The following is a 16,834-nucleotide window of genomic DNA, read 5'->3' on the forward strand; positions in this document are numbered from 1 at the left end:
GGTTGGGCCGTTGGCTCTCGGGGTGGGCCGGCAGCTCTCCGGTTGGGTGGGGGTTACCGGATTCGGTGGATGTTTCCGTCGTTAGGTGGGGGCCGTGGCGCCACCTAACGGCGGACAACGCCTCCACATCGACTAACCCCCACCCAATGGCGCCCGCGAACGCGCACGACGACGTCGGAAACCCCCTCGAGGAGGCAATGACGTGCACCAACGGCCACGACCCGCCCGCCAGGTGGCAATCTTGTGCGGATTTGGCCGCGAAAACCGCACAAAACTGCCACCTCGACCCCGGGGGTGCCACCTCGGCCCCCGGGGGGCCGCCGTCTCGACCCCGGGGCCGGGGGACTTACCCCGTCCTCAGGTCGCGGATACGCCACGCAACGCTGTGCCGCTGGCCGGAATCGAGAGTGACCAGGTCGCGGCCCGAGCGGAACGAGTCGGCGGGCGCGGTCATGGGCTCCACGGCGACGGCGCGCCGCCCGGCTTCCCCGGGAGGCTGGTCGTCCGTGTACACCTGGATCCACGAGGCTTCGGCGTCGCACTCGAGGAGAACCCCGTCACCCGAGGCCGTGCTGAGCGTGCAGGCGAACCGCCCATCGGGGCTCCGTTCCGGGTCGCCCAGGGCGACGTCGTACGGCTCCCGGCCGAGACGCCGGCCCGCGCGAAAGTCGTAGGCGGTTCCTTCGACCGGGTGGATACCGCGGGGCAGAAGCCGTACGGGGTCCGCCTCCACGTACGACGATGCCGGGATGGTCAGGGTCCAGTCGTCGATCGCGTCGGGCACACTGCCGTCCGCCCCGTCCGCCACAAGGTACGGGTGACCGGCGACGGCGTACGGAGCCGGACGCTTACCGGTGTTCGTGCTCGTCACACGGCATTCGAGGCCGCTCGCCGAGAGGGAGTAGACGACTTCCAGACTGAGGGAGAAGGGGTACCCGGGCTGGGGAACCAGATCCAGGCTCATCACGAGCTCATGCGGGCGATGCGCGACGACGTCCCACCGTTCCCACAGGACCAGCCCGTGGGCCGCATTCGATCGTTCGGGCTCCGTCAGGGGCAGCTGGTGGGTCTCGCCGTCGAAGTCATAGCGTCCGTCCCGGAGACGGTTGGGCCACGGCGCAAGGATCGCGCCGTTGCACCCGGGACGCAGCCCCTCCGGAGGGGTGCGCCGGACCAGATGGCCCCGGAAGCCGCGCAGGGACACGAGACTGGCGCCAACCTCCGCGATCTCCGCCGAGTAGCCCCCGGCGGAGATCGTTCGGATGGTTCCCTGCGGGCCGGACATCAGCCCAGCTTCCCTTCGCCTTCCGCCTTCTTGATCTCGACGGACTCGGCGCTGGCCACGATGTCTTCCTCAGGAACCGGTGCGAGTTTGTCCCACAGGAAGAACAGCCCGCCCGCCACGAGCATCGAGATGCCGGTCCACAGGTTGATGTGCAGGCCTCCGGTCTTCGCGGCATCCGTGGCCGGATCCACGATTCCCATGATGGTCACCAGGACGCCGTAGATCACGAACAGCGCACCGATGATCCTGCGCAGATCCGTTCGACGGGTCGACCGGATGAGCCTCTTCTTCTCCGCCTCGCTGAGCTGCACGAGGTCCGGACTCTCCTTCGAGTTCTCGTTCATGATGTTTCTCCTCGTCGATGCGAATTCTTACAGGAAGGGCAGGTAGAGCAGGACGCACAGCACCAGGGCACCCGTACCCAGGAGCGCCGGCGAGCGGTACCAGGCGGCGTCGCCCGCGACGACGTCGGACTTCATGTCCAGCGTACCGATGCCGTAGACCAGCCCTTTCAGCTCTTCCACCGGCTTGGGCTTGGTGAACAGCGTGACGACCACGGAAACCACGATCACCGCAACGAAGGACCAAATGGCTCCGTACATCGTCTCGGCCGTGGCCGAGCCGAAGAGCGACTCGTTGTTGAGATACGCGATCCACACGATCGTGGGGGCGACAATGCCGGCGATGTACCCCCACAGGCCCGCCGCAGGGGTCATCTTCTTCCACAGGAGCCCCAGGATGAACACACCGAACAAGGGGGCATTGAAGAAGGAGAACAACGTCTGCATGTAGGTCATGATGTTGCCGAACTGGGCCGCCAGGAACGCGGTGGCGATTCCGACGACGACGCCGATCGCAGTGATCCAACGACCCACAGACAGGTAGTAGTCGTCCGGCATCTTGGGCTTGATGTACTCCTGCCAGATGTCGTACGTGAACACCGTGTTGAAGCTGGAGACGTTGGCTGCCATACCGGCCATGAACGAGGCCATGAGACCCGTGACCGCGACACCCAGGACGCCGTTGGGCAGGTACATCTGGATGAGCTTCGGGATCGCCTCGTTGTAGGTCAGCGAGCCGTCGGCAAACTGGTTGCCGACCGTTGCCGCGGCGATCAGACCGGGCACCACCACGATGAAGGGGATGAACAATTTCGGGAACGCGCCGATCAGCGGCGTGCGGCGAGCGGCCGACATGTTCTTCGCCGAGAAGGCGCGCTGGACCTCGGTGAAGTTGGTGGTCCAGTAACCGAAACCGAGCACGAACCCGAGGCCGAGCACGATAGCGAGCCAGTTGGCACCGATCGGGTTGGTGACGTCGCCGATTCCCGTGCCCTGCCAGGCGGAGAGGTGGAGCCGACTGACACCCTCGGTGTGCATCAGGGATTCCTTGAGGCCCGACCAACCGTGCACGCGGTGCAGGCCGACGATCGTGAGCGGGACCAGCCCGGCAATGATCACGAAGAACTGCATGACCTCGTTGTAGATCGCTCCGGACAGACCACCCAGGGTGATGTACAGGAGCACGAAGCCGGCCGAGACGATGATGGCGACCCACTGGGGCCAGCCGAGCATGGCTTCGATGATGATGGCCATGGCGTAGAGGTTGATCCCTGCGATCAGCACGTTGGAGACCGCGAAGGCGATCGAGTTGACCACGTGGGCCGACTTCCCGAAACGCCGCAGCATGAACTGCGGGACCGAACGAACCTTGGACCCGTAGTAGAAGGGCATCATCACGAGACCGAGGAAGACCATCGCCGGGACCGCGCCGACGATGTAGTAGTGCAACGTCGCCATGCCGATTTCGGCGCCGTTCGCGGCCATACCCAGAATCTCGGTGGCTCCGAGGTTGGCCGAGACGAAGGCGAGGCCCGTGATCCATGCCGGCATGGACCGCCCCGAGAGGAAGAAGTCCATGCTGGTCTTGACCTTGCGTTTGGCAGCGATGCCAATGGCGAGGACCGTCGCAAAGTAGAGGAAGAGCATCAGGTAGTCGACCCATGAGAGGGACAGCCGGATGCCGGAGCTGGCGTCTGCAAGCAGCATCGCTTGCCTCCTGGAGTATCGGGAACGCACGAACATGTGCGTTACTGTTCGTAATTGTTGAATTCTGGAGCTCAGCCTACACGGACACGTGACCTTGTCAACATAGATTCGTGATGGGAGCCGCAAGGGCGGCACACCGAGCATGTTCTTTTTTGTTCACTTCAGATCTTTTCGTGGCATACTGTGTGTCGCTCACCCCTCAGCATCCGCGGAAAGGTGCTCATGCTCGCCGAACAACGCAAGAAGCGCATCCTTCACGAGGTCCAGGAGAACGGCGCCGCCCATGTCCAGGACCTGTCCCGGCTGCTGGGCGTCTCCCCCATGACCGTGCGACGGGACCTGGCCGAACTGGACGAGCAGGGCCTGCTGACCAGAATCCACGGCGGCGCCGAATCCACGACGTCGACCCTCGAGCCCGCGTACTCGGAAAAGATGTCGTTGAATTCGGAGGCCAAAGGAGCCATCGCACGGGCGGCGGCCGACATGGTCGGCGCCGACCAGTCGATCGGGTTCTCGGCGGGAACCACGTGCACCCGGATAGCCCAGGAAGTCACGGGCAGGCCGGAACCGTCCCGCCTGACCGTTCTGACCAACTCGCTTCCGGTCGCCGACGAATTCTTCAGGTCCCAAGCAGGCCCCGAGGCGGACCCCGCCAAAACCTCCGATCCCCACCAGGTGCTCCTCACAGGCGGCGAGCGCACCCCCTCGGATGCCCTGGTCGGCCCCCTGGCGGACGCGACCCTGGGGTACCTCCACGTGGACATCCTGTTCCTGGGGGCCCACAGCGCCGGCGACGCCGGCCTGACAACACCCAACTTGGCCGAGGCACGCACCAACAGGGCCCTCGTTCGCTCGGCCCGCACCGTGGTCGCCGTCTTCGACCACACCAAATGGGGCATCTCGGGCTTGGCGGGCTTCGCCGATTGGTCGGAGATCGACGTCGTCATCACGAGCCCCGGTCTGCCCAAGGAGGCCCTGGAATTCATGCAAGAGAAGATCGACAAGGTGGTCATTGCATCATGACGGATGATATTCAGCCCCGCGTGACCCGCGGGCTCCTCGCCGATGGGCGGGACATCATTTTCTTCGACGACTCCGAGCCCTATCTTTCCGGCGAGCGCACCAGGGAGATCCACGACCCGAGGCCGCTCGAGCCCCGACAGTCTCCCCCGCCCGAGTCGGCGAGCATCCGGGTCGACCCGCTGACCGGCGACCACGTCGCGATCGCAGCCCATCGCATGAACCGGACTTTCCTGCCTCCGGCGGACGAAGACCCTCTGGCCCCGGCGGGCCAGGGAACCGTCCCGTCCGAGGTCCCGGAGCCGGAGTACGACGTCGTCGTCTTCGAGAACCGCTTCCCCTCGCTCCAGGGGCCGCTCGAGACCTACCGTGACGAGCCGTTGTTCCGGGAGACCTCACCCGCCGGACGGTGCGAGGTCGTCTGCTTCACGTCGGAACAGGCGGGGTCCTTCGCCCGCCTGGGCCACCGCCGCGCCCGCACCGTGATCGAGGCCTGGACGCATCGCACCCGGGAACTGTCGGCGCTCGACGGCGTCGTCCAAGTGGTCCCCTTCGAGAACCGGGGCGAGGAGATCGGAGTGACCCTCCATCACCCGCACGGTCAGATTTACGCCTACTCGTATCTGCCGCCCCATACGGCCGCGGTGCAGCGCAGTGCCGAGCGGTGGAAAGCATCCACGGGAGGGGACCTGATCGCCGACGTCCTGGACGCCGAGCTCGAGGCCGGGGACCGCATCATCACCGAGACCGCCCACTGGGTCGCCTATGTCCCGTTCGCGGCCAAGTGGCCGGTCGAATTCATGGTCGTTCCCCGGCGAGCGGCCCGCGACTTCACGGAATTGGACGACCAGGAAAAGGGCGAGCTGGCCGACCTCTACCTGGACCTCCTGGGCCGTCTGGACCGCTTCTTCGATGGCATCGACCAATTGCCGTACATCTCGGCCTGGCACCAGGTCCCCGTCCGCGGCGGCGAGGACATCTCCCGCATGCGACTCCATGTGTTCTCCCTCCTGCGCGCCCCCGGGAAAATGAAGTACCTGGCCGGTTCCGAATCGGCGATGGCCGCCTGGATCAGCGACACGACCCCCGAACGGATCGCCCAGCGATTCAGAGAGGTTGCACCATGACCGAGCCCGTGTGGAAGCCCGCCCCCAACGCACGCGAACAGATCGACGCCGCCCGCTCCCTGTTCCGGGAAACCTACGGTTCCGAACCGTGGGCCGTCTTTTCTGCCCCCGGTCGCGTCAATCTGATCGGCGAGCACGTGGACTACAACGGCGGAACGGTGGTGCCGCTGGCTCTGCCGCACCGGACCTACGTCGCGGTCGCTCCGAGGGAGGATCGGCGGGTTCGCGTGGCCTCCGCCGAGGAACCGGGCGATCCCGTGATCACGAACCCGGACGATGTCGCCCCGGGTCGGGTCCACGGGTGGACCTCCTACGTGTTCGGGGTGCCGTGGGCGATGGCGCACGAATCCCTCGGGTCGGGGGCAAACGGGGTCGAGATCCCCGGGGCAGACCTCGCCATCTGCTCGTCCGTTCCCCTGGGCGCCGGTTTGTCCTCCTCCGCGGCGCTGGAGTGTTCGGTCGCCGTGGCCTTCGACGCCCTGGCGTCGCGGGAGGACGCCGACCGGCCGCTCCTGGCGTCATCCGACGAAGGACGCGCACGACTCGCGACCGCTTGCATTCTCGCCGAGAACGAGATCGCCGGTGCGAGCACGGGCGGCATGGACCAGTCGATCTCCCTGCGTGCCCAGGAGGGCTCCGTGCTGACGATCGACTGCCGGGACTTCTCGTCCAGGCCGCTGCAGATCGACGTCGCCTCGGCCGGGCTGTCCCTGCTGGTCATCGACACGCGTGCACCGCATCGCCTCGTGGACGGCCAGTACGCCAAGAGGCGCGAGGGATGCGACAGCGCGGCACGGGCTCTCGACGTCCCAACCCTGCGCGATGCACTGGACGAGGCACCCACCGAGGACGACGTCCAGCGCCTTCTCCGGGAGTGGGACGCGGCCGTGGAGAGCGGTGCCCAAGACATACCCGCCGGTCACACCGAGGCCTCAATGCGCGGACTCGTGCGCCACGTCTGGACCGAGGTCCTCAGGACCCAGAAGTGCGTCGGGCTCTTCTCCGATGCCGAGCCCCCGGCCGGAGACCCGGCCTGGGCCTCACTCGGGGAGATCCTCAACGGCTCCCACGATTCCCTGCGGGACGACTACCGAGTCAGCAGCCCCGAGCTGGACGCGGCGGTCGACGCCGCCCGCGCGGCCGGAGCCCTGGGCGCCCGCATGACCGGGGGCGGCTTCGGAGGTTCGGCGATCGCGCTGGTCCGGCGGGAGCACATGGAAGCCGTTGCCTCGGCCGTCGCAGACGCCTTCGCCGACGCCGGATTCGGTCCGCCCGAATTCCTCGAGGCCCTGCCGTCCGGGGCCGCACGACGGGACGTCTAGCTCCTCGCCGGGTCGAACCGTTGACCCGGCGCGGAGCCTCTGGTTTCCTGGGACCAGTCCGTCCATTCAAAATTCAATGACCAGCCGAGACCTGTGATCGCCGCCCCCTCGACGGACGAAGCTCTGTGGTCCCCTGCTGGAACGAACCCAGGGTGACCATGCTCTTCACACTCCTTCGTCGGTACACGAGGCCCTATCGGTGGCATATGGTTGCCGTCGTCGTTCTCCAGTTGGTCTCGGTGCTGGCCATCCTGTATCTTCCCAGCCTCAATGCACGCATCATCGACCAGGGCGTGGCCACGGGGGACACTGATTACATCTGGCGCACCGGCGGGATCATGCTCCTGGTCGCCCTGGCGCAGATCGTCTCCGCGGTTTCGGCGGTGTACTTCGGCGCGCAGGCATCGATGGGTTTGGGCCGTGACCTGCGATCCGGTGTGTACACCTCGGTGGATCGCTTCGGTGCCCAGGAAGTCACGCACTACGGTGCACCGACGCTGATCACCCGCGGAACCAACGACGTGCACCAAGTCGAGATGCTGTTCCTCATGATCCTGAATTTCATGGTCACGCTGCCCCTGATGGTGATCGGCGGCGTCATCATGGCCGTTCAGGAGGACGCAGGGCTCTCGTGGCTCGTACTCGTGGCGGCGATCGTGGTCGTGGTCCTGATGACCTTCCTGATTCGTCGCCTGGTCCCGCTGTTCTCGGTCATGCAGAGCAAGATCGACGGGATCAACGGCGTGCTGCGCGAGCAGATCATGGGCATCCGAGTGGTTCGGGCGTTCGTGAGGGAGCCGTACGAGACTCGACGCTTCGATTCGTCGAACCGCCAGATCACCGACGTCTCTGTCACGATCGGACGGGTCTTCGTGCTCATGGGCCCGTTGCTGACGATCGTGCTGCACGGTGCCGAGGTGGCCGTTCTCTGGTTCGGCGGCCACCGGGTCGAGGCCGGCCAGGTCGAGATCGGTTCGTTGACCGCTTTTCTCCAGTACCTGATGCAAATCCTGCTCGCCGTGATGATGGGATCGTTCATGGCCATGATGTTCCCCCGTGCGATCATCTGCGCGCGGCGCGTGGGCGATGTCCTCGAGACCGTTCCCGCGGTCAAGCCGCCCGAGCGCACCGTCGCGCCGCAGGAGCATCGCGGGGTCGTCGAATTCCGCAATGTCGGTTTCCGTTACCCCGGGGCCGAGAACCCGGTGCTCTCCGGCTTGGATTTCCGCGCCGAACCGGGAACGACCACCGCGATCATCGGTGCGACCGGCGCCGGCAAGTCCACGGCGCTGCACCTGATACCCAGGCTCCACGATGCGACCGAGGGTGCCGTTCTTCTCGACGGAACCGACGTTCGCGAGCTCGACAAAGCCGAGATCACGCGTCGGGTCGGCATCGTGCCGCAGAAGCCGTACCTCTTCTCCGGAACGGTCGCGAGCAACCTGCGCTTCGGCAACTCCGAGGCCACCGACGACGAGCTGTGGGAGGCATTGCGCATCGCCCAGGCGGACGACTTCGTCCGCAACCGGGTCACGGGCGACGGTGGTTCCCGGGCCGTCGGCCTGGATTCGGCCATCGCCCAAGGCGGCACCGATGTATCCGGTGGCCAGCGGCAACGTCTCTGCATCGCGCGCGCCTTGGTGGCCGACCCCCTCGTGTATCTCTTCGACGACTCCTTCTCGGCCCTCGACGTCGCGACCGATGCCAGGCTCCGAGAATCGCTCCGGCCGGTGACCTCGAACGCGACACTCATCATCGTCGCGCAACGCGTCTCGACCATCACCGAAGCCGACCAGATTCTCGTGGTCGACGCCGGCCGCGTCGTCGCGCGCGGAACCCACCAGGAGCTCCTGGACGAGTCTGCGACCTACCGGGAGATCGTGGAATCCCAGCTGTCCGCAGAGGAGGCGTCATGAGCGAGAATCCCGTGGGACCCGAACCCACGCAGGCCAAGGCCTTCTGGCCCACCGCTCTCCGACTCGTCCGCGAGCTCGGCCGGCACCCCTGGCAGATGGTCATCATGACCGCTCTGCTCGTGGGCTCGGTCGTCCTCAACGTGATCGCACCCAGGGTGCTCGGCCGCGCCATGGACTTGCTCTTCGCCGGAGTCATCGGGGCCGACATGCCTGCCGGAACCGACCCGGACGACGTCGTGAGCGGGCTCCGCGCCCAGGGCAAGGGCCAGATGGCGGACATGCTGACCGCGGTGGACTTCGTGCCCGGTCGCGGCATCGATTTTCCGGAGCTCGGCACGACCCTCTGCATCGTGCTCGGAATGTATGTTCTTTCAGGCATTTGTCTCTGGGTCCAGGGACGCATGCTCAACGACATCGTGATGCACGTGGTCTACGACATGAGGCGCCGGGTCGAGGCCAAGATCAACAATCTGCCGCTGAGCTACTTCGACACCCACCCGCGCGGAGACATTCTCTCCCGGACGACGAACGACGTCGACAACGTGCAACAGGCCCTCCAACAGGCCCTGGCCAGCCTGTTTGCCGCCGTCATGATGGTCATCGGCGTGGCGGTCATGATGTTCGTGCTCTCGTGGCAGCTGGCGCTGGTGGCCCTGGTCGCGATCCCGATTTCGGCCCTGGTGGTCGGGATCATCGGCAAGCGCAGCCAGCAACTGTACGCCGATCAGTGGAAGTCCACGGGCGAGCTCAACAGCCACATCGAAGAATCCTTCACGGGCCACGACCTCATCACGGTGTACGGCCGCACCGAGGACATGGACCGAATTTTCGATGACCACAACGAGAAGGTCTATCGCGCCTCGTTCAAGGCACAATTCCTCTCCGGGGCAATGATGCCGATCATGCAGTTCGTCTCCTACCTCGGCTATGTCGGAATCGCCGTGCTGGGCGGTCTCAAGGTCGCGAGCGGTCAGTTGAGTCTGGGTGGGGCCACGGCGTTCATCCAGTACTCGCGCGAGTTCAACCAGCCCCTGGGCGAGATCGCGGGCATGGCCAATATGCTCCAGTCAGGCATCGCGAGCGCGGAACGCCTGTACGAGGTGCTCGACGAGCGGGAGCAGGTTCCGGACCGTCCCGGGACGGAGAACGAGGACGCCGGGCGCACGGGCGGTCACATCGAGTTCTCCCACGTGGACTTCTCCTACGTGCCCGATCGGGAACTGATCCGGGACCTGAGCCTCACGGCTGCCCCCGGTCAGACGGTCGCGATTGTGGGTCCGACGGGGGCCGGCAAGACCACGTTGGTCAACCTCATCCTGCGGTTCTACGACATCGACTCCGGGGCGATCCTCCTCGACGGCGTCGATACCCGGGAGATGAGCCGACGCCGCCTTCGGGCCGCCACGGGGATGGTGCTCCAGGATGCGGTCCTCTTCGAGGGGTCGATCATGGAGAACATCCGTTACGGACGTCTCGACGCCACGGACGAGGAGGTCATCGACGCGGCGAAGGCGACCTATGTGGATCGCTTTGTCCACGCCCTTCCCGAGGGCTACGAGACGGTGATCGATCAAGAAGGCGGCACGGTCTCTGCGGGAGAGCGACAGCTGATCACGATCGCCCGGGCGTTCATCGCCGACCCGTCGGTCCTGATTCTGGACGAGGCCACGTCCTCGGTGGACACTCGGACCGAGCTCCTGGTTCAGCAGGCCATGTCGGTCTTGCGTGCTTCCCGCACCTCGTTCGTGATTGCGCACCGTCTCTCGACCATCCGCGACGCGGACACCATCGTGGTCATGGAAGGCGGACGCATCGTGGAGCAGGGCAATCATGCGCAACTCATGGCCCGGCGGGGTGCGTACCATGCGCTCTACGAGGCCCAGTTCGCCATGCCCGACGTCGCGGTGGACGAGCCCGCGGACGAGCACGGATCCGTGTAGGAGAACCGGCGCTCTCAGTCCGCGCGGGTCTTCTCCGTGGTGTCCTGTTCGGGCATCGGCCCGGGCGACGCGTCCCCACGCAACCGCTTGATCACGTTCTCAGCGGAGATCAGGCACATCGGCAGCCCGACGCCGGGGACCGTGGTCGAGCCGGCGTAGTACAGTCCCTCGACCGTGCGGGAGGCGTTGGACCCGCGGAGGAAGGCGGATTGACCCAAGGTGTGGGCCAGGCCCAGCGCGTTGCCCCGCCAGGCGTGGTACTCGGTCTCGAAGTCGCCTGGGCCGGCGGTGTGACGGGAGACGATGCGTTCGGCGAGGTCGGGTATGCCGGTCCGGCGACCGATCAGATCGATCACCTGGTCGACGATCCCTTCCACCGAGGGGTCTCCGGACGTCGGTCCGTCGGAACGGGCCGGGACCGGGATCAGCACGAAGAGATTCTCCTTGCCCGCGGGCGCAACCGACGGGTCTGTCGCGGAGGGTCGGCACACGTACACCGATTCGGAATGGCTGCCCCGCCCCGGACCGGTGGAGCCGGGCCCCGCACCGAAGATCGCGCGGAAGTCCGGGTCCCAGTCCTTGCTGAACACCAGGGTGTGGTGGGCCAGTTGGGGCAATTCCCCCTCGACCCCCAGATAGGCCAGGACGCATCCGATACCGGGGTTTCTTCTCTTCCAGGTGCTTTCGGGTCGCGATCGGAGCCCGGGCGGCAGAAGGGACGTCTCGGTGTGGTGCAGGTCGGCGGCCGAGACCACGACGTCCGCCGCCTCATCTCGTTCCTGGCCGTCGGCGCCCCGGACGCGGACTCCGCTGGCTCGGGCCGAGGCACTGAATCGCCGTCCCGCGGAGCTCCCCCGCCATCCTGCGGAGACCCGGGGCCGATCCGTGGGTACCGTGTCGATCCCCAGGACTTCCGTCCCGGTCCGGATCTCGACGCCGGCGTCCTCGGCCAACCGGACGAGGGAATCGACGAAGGTCCCGAACCCACCTTGGGGATACAGGACGCCTTGGGCCAGATCAGTGTGACTCATGAGCCCATACATCGCCGGTGTCTTCCGGGGCTGGTTCGACAGGAAGACGGCCGGGTAGGTCAGGATCTGACGAAGTCGCGGATCCCTGAACCGCCGGGCCACGGCGCCGTGCATGGATCCGAGCAGCAGAGTCGCCAGCCGGGGAATCCTGCGCAGAATCTCGGGGTCGAGGGCGAATCGTGGCGTGGAGAACGTGGTGTACAGGAATTTCGCGACCGCGAGGCGGTAGGTTTCGGCGGCTTCCGAGAGGTACTTCCTCAGCCTCGCGTCGGCGCCGGGTTCGATGCTCTCGAAGAGTTCGGCGGCCGCGTCCTCCCCGGAGACGACGTCGACGGGCTCGTGGTCCCCGGAGTACACGCGGTACGCCGGATCGTTGAGCGGCACGAGGTCGAGCTCGCGCTCGGCGGACGTCCCGAGAAGCCGGTAGAAGTGCTCGAACGCATCCGGCATCAGATACCAGGACGGGCCGCGGTCCCAGCGGAAACCGTCCGCCCGGAGTGTACCGGCACGACCGCCGACCGCACTGTTCTTCTCCCAGACGGTCACCGCATAGCCTTCTCGTGCCAGCAGGATCGACGTCGCCAATCCGGCGACGCCGCCACCGACCACCGCAGCCCGCGGAACCCGGTTCGTTTCGCCCTGTTGTCGATCAGAGACCACGGTTCGACTCCTTCCGTGGGGTCCTGGACTCGATAACGGCCTGAGCCAAGATCTTGGCCTTGACCCGGTCGGGGACCCGCACCCTCCGCCTCCTCAGCTCGGCGAGCGAAGTCTGCTCGAGCCGCCGCACGAGTTCGCCGAACAGCAGGTAAGCCGCGGTCACGCCCGTTCGGGACGACGCCGGCAGCCCGGGCAGGGAGCGCCGGGCGATATCGAGATCGTTGCGTATGTCCTCGAGGGCCGCGTCCTTGTCGTCTTCCGAGTCGAGCCCCAGATAGTCGCGGCCCAGTTCCTCACGATCCTCGGCCAGGTCGCGCAGGAAGTTGATCTTCTGGAAGGCCGCTCCCAGGTGCCGTGCCCCGTCGACGAGCGTGCGGTGCTCCTCGCCCGTCCTGTCCCGGCCCGCCAGGAAGATGTCCAGGCACATGAGCCCGACGACCTCGGCCGAGCCGTAGATGTAGTCGTCCAGTTCGCCGTCGGTGTAGGTCTCCTTGTCGGTGTCCGCCCGCATGGAACGGAAGAACGCGCGGATGTGCTGGGGCTGGATTGCGCAGACTCGGACCGTGTCGGAGAAGGCCTGGATCACGGGATTGGCCGAGAAACCGTTCTCGATGGCCTGCGCAATGTCGGACTCGAATCGGTCCAATTCGGCGGCGATCTGGTCGGGGTTCATTCCGGCCTCGGCGGCCGGTCCGTCGACGATTTCGTCGGCGACCCGGACCACGGCGTAGAGGTCCCGGACCCGCGATCGCACGGGCCGGCCCAGGAGCCGAGTCGCCTGCCCGAACGACGTCGAGTACTTGCCGATCACGCGCGTCGAGACCGAGTGGCAGGTTGCGGTGTATCTGCTGAGATCACCCATGTGCTTGTCCTTCCGTCCGGTGGGACTCACCGGCGGTTTGTGGTTCTGTCTTGTGCGCTCGGGTACCGGTCAGGCCCCCATCAGTGGAGGAAGCACCACGAGCATTCCCAGGCTCCACACCAGGTGCAGGGCGATGGGCGAATGGAGCCGACGCGTCGTGCGCGCCTCGGCGTACGTTGCGCCTCCGATAACCAGCGCCGCGAAAACCAGGAGGGGCACTCCCATCGCGACCGTCACGGCCGCGTAGAGCCCGACCGAACAGATCGCGACGAGGCGCGGGCTTGCCTGGATACCGTGCGGGACGACGTCGCGGAAGAAGAGCTCTTCGGCCACGCCGTTGACCGCCGTGGTGAGGATCGTGAGAGCCAACGGGCCTTGTCGGAGGTTGTCGAGCAGCGCCCCGACCGGGTCGGCGAGGACCGGGACGGATCGGACCACCAGGGCACCGAGCGCGAAGACCGCCAGAAGCGCCAGTCCGATCCCTGCGCCACGCCCCAGGCCTCGCGCCCACCCGGGACCGTCGAGTCCCCGGTATCTCCCACGTTCGGCGGGCGACGACGTCCTGACCGGCCCGAGAAGCCAGACGGTCACGTAGACAGCCGCCGTGAAGAACGTGGCGACGTAGAAAAGTGCCGACCCCTTGCCCGACAGGGACGCGGTGAGCAACCCTGCGGCACCCAGAAAGGCAGGGAGCAGCACGACGAGTACGCGCGAGGTCCAGGGGTTGGCAACGGTGGGCATATTTGTCAGTATTCCACGCTCTGACCAGGCAATAAACTGAGGCTCAGAGGAACCACGAGAGGAGAATCCATGAGCACGGAAAACAGGGAGCACCGACTCGGACTGGTCACCGGAGCAACCGGTTACGTCGGCAGTCACGTGGTCGCCGAACTGCTGGAACGAGGGTGGGCGGTCCGTACGCTCTCGCGCAGCCGCGACAAGGCCCTGTCGATGACCTGGGGCGACCGGGTCGTCCCACCGGGTGCACGAGCGACCCCGGGGCGCGTCGAGGTAATCGAAGGAGACGCGTCACGGAAGGACGACGTCCAACGAGCCCTGTCCGGCGCGGACGCCGCCTGGTACCTCCTGCATTCCATGTCTTCGGGAGAGGATTTCATGGAGGACGAGAAACGCATGGCCGAAGCCTTCGGTTCCGCGGCCCGGGAGGAAGGGGTCGGCCGTATCGTCTTCCTCGGGGGCCTCCACCCCGAAGGAGAGGACCTGTCGGAGCACCTTGCCTCCCGGGTGGCGGTCGGCGAGATACTGATGAATTCGGGCGTGCCCACCGCGGCCCTTCAGGCGGGCGTGGTCCTGGGCGACAAGTCCTCGTCCTTCCAGATGTTGCGCCATCTCTCCGAGCGTCTGCCCGGCGCGATCGGCCCCGCCTGGATCAAGCACAGGATCACCCCGATCTCGGTCCGGGATGCGGTCTTCTACCTGGCCAGCGCCGCGGATCTGCCCGCCGACCAGAACCGTACCTTCGATATCGGCGGCCCGGACACCCTGCCCTACATCGACATGATGAAACGCTACGCAACGACATGGGGGAAGATTCCCCGCGTGGTCGTGACGGCCCCCGTGACCACACCGAACCTGGCCTCGTACTGGATTTCGGGGGTGACCGGGGTCAACCGGTCCCTGATCAGCCCGCTGATCTCGAGCCTCCTGCACGACACGGTTCTGAAGGAGAGGGATCTCGAGGGGCTCGTCGGCACTCCCCCGGGTGGCAACCAGTCCTTCGAGGACGCCGTCCGGGACGCGGTCGGACGTTCCGAGACCCGGCGTTGGACGAAGGTCTTCACCGGCGTCTCGGTGGGGGTCGGAGCGTGCGCCGTCGTCGGCTCCGTGCTCACCCAGCCGAAGAATGCCTGGTACAAGAGTCTCGACCTGCCCTCATGGCAGCCACCGGCGCTCGCCTTTCCCCTGGTCTGGACGGCGCTCTACGCCGATATCGCCGCGACGAATGCCCTGGCGATCGCGGACCTTGCCGAAAGCGGCGACCGGCCCTCCGCCCGCAAGCATGTGGCGGCGTTGGCGGCGAATCTCGCGCTCAATGCGGGGTGGTGCGGGATGTTCTTCCGGAGCAGGAAACCCGCACTCTCGACACTGTTGGCCGCCGGGCTCACGGCGAGCTCGGTCGATCTGGTGCGTCGAGTCCACCGAACGGCCCCGGAGCGCGGCTTCCTGCTGGCTCCGTACGCCGCGTGGACGGGCTTCGCGACCGTACTCAATGCCGCGATCGCCCGCAGGAATCGCCGTTGATACCCGTCCACGGGTTCCTGTGAGAGACACCGAAAACGCCTGTGGGGCGCCGGCTCGCTGCCAGCGCCCCACGGGCGGTGTGATGCGCTCCGGACCATCAGTGTCCGGGTCTGTGGTTCCCGTTTCGGTGGAACAGCGTTCCGCGTTCGCTGATCATGGTTCCGACCATGATCGCCGCCCAGATGAGGACGGTCCACGGAACGAAGAACGCGAATTTCGGGACCAGAACCGTGGCCCCGACAACGATCACTGCGGCGGCCGCGGTAACCACCGCCATCATGACGATGACCGCCTGCTTGCCGCCCCTGTCATTTTCTGTGTATCCCATGTCCAGCTCCCCGAAAGATTCGGCGTCTTCACTGGTCAGGATACTCTTTTATGTGTTCTGCGCCACACCTTCGCCGCTGTTGTGCGGGGTTCTCGCGGGGCCGGGGGATTCGTGCGACCTGGGGCCGGCCTGGGTGCGCGGCGAGGGGCCGGCGGCCGGCGGCCGGCCTGGGCGCTCGGCGAGCGGCCAGCGACCGGCGGCCGGCCCGGGCGCGCAGCCAGAGGCCGGCAGGTGGACAGGGACTCAGTCGCCTTCGTAGGCGCAGATGGCATCGACCTTGGCCGCCGAGGAGGAATTGGGGTCGAATTCGAGCCCCACCCATTCCTTGACCAGCGTGCGCGCCAGCTCGAGTCCCACCACTCGCTCGCCCATGCACAGTACCTGGGCGTTGTTCGAGAGGACCGAGCGCTGGACCGAGTAGATGTCGTGTGCCGTGACGGCGCGAATTCCCTTGACCTTGTTGGCCGAGATGGCGACGCCGAGCCCCGTCCCACAGATCAGGAGGGCCCGGTCCGCTTCTCCCCCGCTGACCTTCTCGCCTGCGGCGGTGGCCACATTGGGGTAATACGTGTCGTCATCCGTGCCGGTCACGCCGACATCGATGACCTCGTCGACCCTCTCATCGGCCTCGAGATCAGCTTTGAGCGCTTCCTTGTAGTTGAAGCCGGCATTGTCTCCGCCGACGACGATTTTCAGACCCATCATGTGCTCCTTTCCTCACGTGGCATAACCCGTGGCCGGCCACGAATATTTCTGTTCTGTTCACGAGCCTACTGGAGTCCCGACGTCGTCGATCGAGGCTGCCCGCATTCCGAGAAACCCCGACCTTCATGACGTGATTCCACCGCAACGAGCCGCATGAGGAGGCGCGAGGTTGGCGGGGCGAGGTGGCGGGGCGAGGTGGCGGTCGGCGGTTGGCGGGGCGAGGCGGCGGATACCCGATCCGGAGGCGGTTACCAGCCCAACCCGGGTCCCACGGACGCGACAAACGCCCCCACCCACGTGGCAGTTACCCGATCCGGAGGCATTTGCC

General features: G+C 66.4%; 14 protein-coding genes. 6 read left to right on the top strand and 8 right to left on the bottom strand.

Annotation, left to right across the window (positions count from 1 at the left end):
- Positions 1-346: 346 nt before the first annotated feature.
- Genes EWU68_RS12280 through EWU68_RS12290 form a run of 3 tightly spaced genes read right to left on the bottom strand, consistent with a single transcriptional unit; the run spans position 347 to position 3,333 of the window.
- Positions 347-1,285 (bottom strand): aldose 1-epimerase family protein, encoded by a 939-nt coding sequence (locus EWU68_RS12280; RefSeq protein ID WP_129316428.1) that lies wholly within the window; start codon positions 1,283-1,285, stop codon positions 347-349.
- The gene (locus EWU68_RS12285) at positions 1,285-1,629 is read right to left on the bottom strand and encodes a hypothetical protein (protein WP_129316429.1); all 345 of its coding nucleotides are present in this window, start codon (positions 1,627-1,629) and stop codon (positions 1,285-1,287) included. Before EWU68_RS12285 ends, EWU68_RS12280 begins: the two co-directional genes overlap by 1 nt.
- A gap of 27 nt (positions 1,630-1,656) precedes the next feature.
- On the bottom strand, positions 1,657-3,333 hold the full coding sequence (locus EWU68_RS12290) for a sodium:solute symporter family protein (RefSeq protein WP_129316430.1): 1,677 nt from the start codon (positions 3,331-3,333) through the stop codon (positions 1,657-1,659).
- Between the two features lie 222 nt (positions 3,334-3,555).
- On the opposite strand from EWU68_RS12290, the gene EWU68_RS12295 reads away from it, so the two are divergent.
- The 5 genes from EWU68_RS12295 (at position 3,556) to EWU68_RS12315 (ending at position 10,658) form a co-directional block, all read left to right on the top strand.
- Positions 3,556-4,356 (top strand): DeoR/GlpR family DNA-binding transcription regulator, encoded by an 801-nt coding sequence (locus EWU68_RS12295; RefSeq protein ID WP_129316431.1) that lies wholly within the window; start codon positions 3,556-3,558, stop codon positions 4,354-4,356.
- Positions 4,353-5,480, top strand: coding sequence for a galactose-1-phosphate uridylyltransferase (gene galT, locus EWU68_RS12300; protein WP_129316432.1), 1,128 nt, complete (start codon positions 4,353-4,355; stop codon positions 5,478-5,480). The genes EWU68_RS12295 and galT overlap by 4 nt, the downstream gene beginning before the upstream one ends.
- Entirely contained in the window at positions 5,477-6,802 is a 1,326-nt protein-coding gene (galK, locus tag EWU68_RS12305) for a galactokinase (protein ID WP_129316433.1), read from the top strand. Before galT ends, galK begins: the two co-directional genes overlap by 4 nt.
- Positions 6,803-6,960: 158 nt before the next feature.
- Complete coding sequence (locus tag EWU68_RS12310) at positions 6,961-8,718, top strand: ABC transporter ATP-binding protein (RefSeq protein ID WP_129316434.1); 1,758 nt, start codon at positions 6,961-6,963, stop codon at positions 8,716-8,718.
- Positions 8,715-10,658, top strand: a complete 1,944-nt coding sequence (locus EWU68_RS12315) for an ABC transporter ATP-binding protein (protein ID WP_129316435.1) — start codon at positions 8,715-8,717, stop codon at positions 10,656-10,658. The genes EWU68_RS12310 and EWU68_RS12315 overlap by 4 nt, the downstream gene beginning before the upstream one ends.
- A 14-nt stretch (positions 10,659-10,672) precedes the next feature.
- Here the strand turns inward: EWU68_RS12315 and crtI are convergent, their stop codons facing one another.
- The 3 genes from crtI to EWU68_RS12330 form a co-directional block, all read right to left on the bottom strand.
- Positions 10,673-12,349, bottom strand: coding sequence for a phytoene desaturase family protein (gene crtI, locus EWU68_RS12320; RefSeq protein ID WP_129316436.1), 1,677 nt, complete (start codon positions 12,347-12,349; stop codon positions 10,673-10,675).
- Positions 12,339-13,211 carry a phytoene/squalene synthase family protein gene (locus EWU68_RS12325; protein ID WP_129316440.1) on the bottom strand — a complete coding sequence of 291 codons (873 nt, stop codon included), beginning with the start codon at positions 13,209-13,211 and terminating at the stop codon, positions 12,339-12,341. The genes crtI and EWU68_RS12325 overlap by 11 nt, the downstream gene beginning before the upstream one ends.
- Before the next feature lie 69 nt (positions 13,212-13,280).
- Positions 13,281-13,952 carry a CPBP family glutamic-type intramembrane protease gene (locus tag EWU68_RS12330; RefSeq protein WP_129316437.1) on the bottom strand — a complete coding sequence of 224 codons (672 nt, stop codon included), beginning with the start codon at positions 13,950-13,952 and terminating at the stop codon, positions 13,281-13,283.
- A gap of 69 nt (positions 13,953-14,021) precedes the next feature.
- On the opposite strand from EWU68_RS12330, the gene EWU68_RS12335 reads away from it, so the two are divergent.
- The gene (locus EWU68_RS12335; protein ID WP_129316438.1) at positions 14,022-15,473 is read left to right on the top strand and encodes a tryptophan-rich sensory protein; all 1,452 of its coding nucleotides are present in this window, start codon (positions 14,022-14,024) and stop codon (positions 15,471-15,473) included.
- Positions 15,474-15,570: 97 nt separating this feature from the next.
- On the opposite strand, the gene EWU68_RS12340 is transcribed toward EWU68_RS12335, so the two are convergent.
- The gene (locus EWU68_RS12340) at positions 15,571-15,801 is read right to left on the bottom strand and encodes a hypothetical protein (protein ID WP_129316439.1); all 231 of its coding nucleotides are present in this window, start codon (positions 15,799-15,801) and stop codon (positions 15,571-15,573) included.
- Between the two features lie 243 nt (positions 15,802-16,044).
- Positions 16,045-16,503 carry a ribose-5-phosphate isomerase gene (locus tag EWU68_RS12345; protein ID WP_129316441.1) on the bottom strand — a complete coding sequence of 153 codons (459 nt, stop codon included), beginning with the start codon at positions 16,501-16,503 and terminating at the stop codon, positions 16,045-16,047.
- Between the last annotated feature and the right edge of the window lie 331 nt (positions 16,504-16,834).

The sequence above is a fragment of the Rothia koreensis genome (assembly GCF_004136575.1).
GTDB classification, from domain to species: Bacteria; Actinomycetota; Actinomycetes; order Actinomycetales; family Micrococcaceae; genus Rothia; species Rothia koreensis.

Bases quoted from the DNA above. Each gene is read 5' to 3' on its own strand.
- EWU68_RS12310 (WP_129316434.1), top strand. From the start codon at position 6,961: ATGCTCTTCACACTCCTTCGTCGGTACACGAGGCCCTATCGGTGGCAT.
- galT (WP_129316432.1), top strand. From the start codon at position 4,353: ATGACGGATGATATTCAGCCCCGCGTGACCCGCGGGCTCCTCGCCGAT.
- EWU68_RS12290 (WP_129316430.1), bottom strand. From the start codon at position 3,333: ATGCTGCTTGCAGACGCCAGCTCCGGCATCCGGCTGTCCCTCTCATGG.
- EWU68_RS12335 (WP_129316438.1), top strand. From the start codon at position 14,022: ATGAGCACGGAAAACAGGGAGCACCGACTCGGACTGGTCACCGGAGCA.
- galK (WP_129316433.1), top strand. From the start codon at position 5,477: ATGACCGAGCCCGTGTGGAAGCCCGCCCCCAACGCACGCGAACAGATC.
- EWU68_RS12295 (WP_129316431.1), top strand. From the start codon at position 3,556: ATGCTCGCCGAACAACGCAAGAAGCGCATCCTTCACGAGGTCCAGGAG.
- EWU68_RS12340 (WP_129316439.1), bottom strand. From the start codon at position 15,801: ATGGGATACACAGAAAATGACAGGGGCGGCAAGCAGGCGGTCATCGTC.
- EWU68_RS12315 (WP_129316435.1), top strand. From the start codon at position 8,715: ATGAGCGAGAATCCCGTGGGACCCGAACCCACGCAGGCCAAGGCCTTC.
- EWU68_RS12325 (WP_129316440.1), bottom strand. From the start codon at position 13,211: ATGGGTGATCTCAGCAGATACACCGCAACCTGCCACTCGGTCTCGACG.
- EWU68_RS12330 (WP_129316437.1), bottom strand. From the start codon at position 13,952: ATGCCCACCGTTGCCAACCCCTGGACCTCGCGCGTACTCGTCGTGCTG.
- EWU68_RS12345 (WP_129316441.1), bottom strand. From the start codon at position 16,503: ATGGGTCTGAAAATCGTCGTCGGCGGAGACAATGCCGGCTTCAACTAC.
- EWU68_RS12280 (WP_129316428.1), bottom strand. From the start codon at position 1,285: ATGTCCGGCCCGCAGGGAACCATCCGAACGATCTCCGCCGGGGGCTAC.
- EWU68_RS12285 (WP_129316429.1), bottom strand. From the start codon at position 1,629: ATGAACGAGAACTCGAAGGAGAGTCCGGACCTCGTGCAGCTCAGCGAG.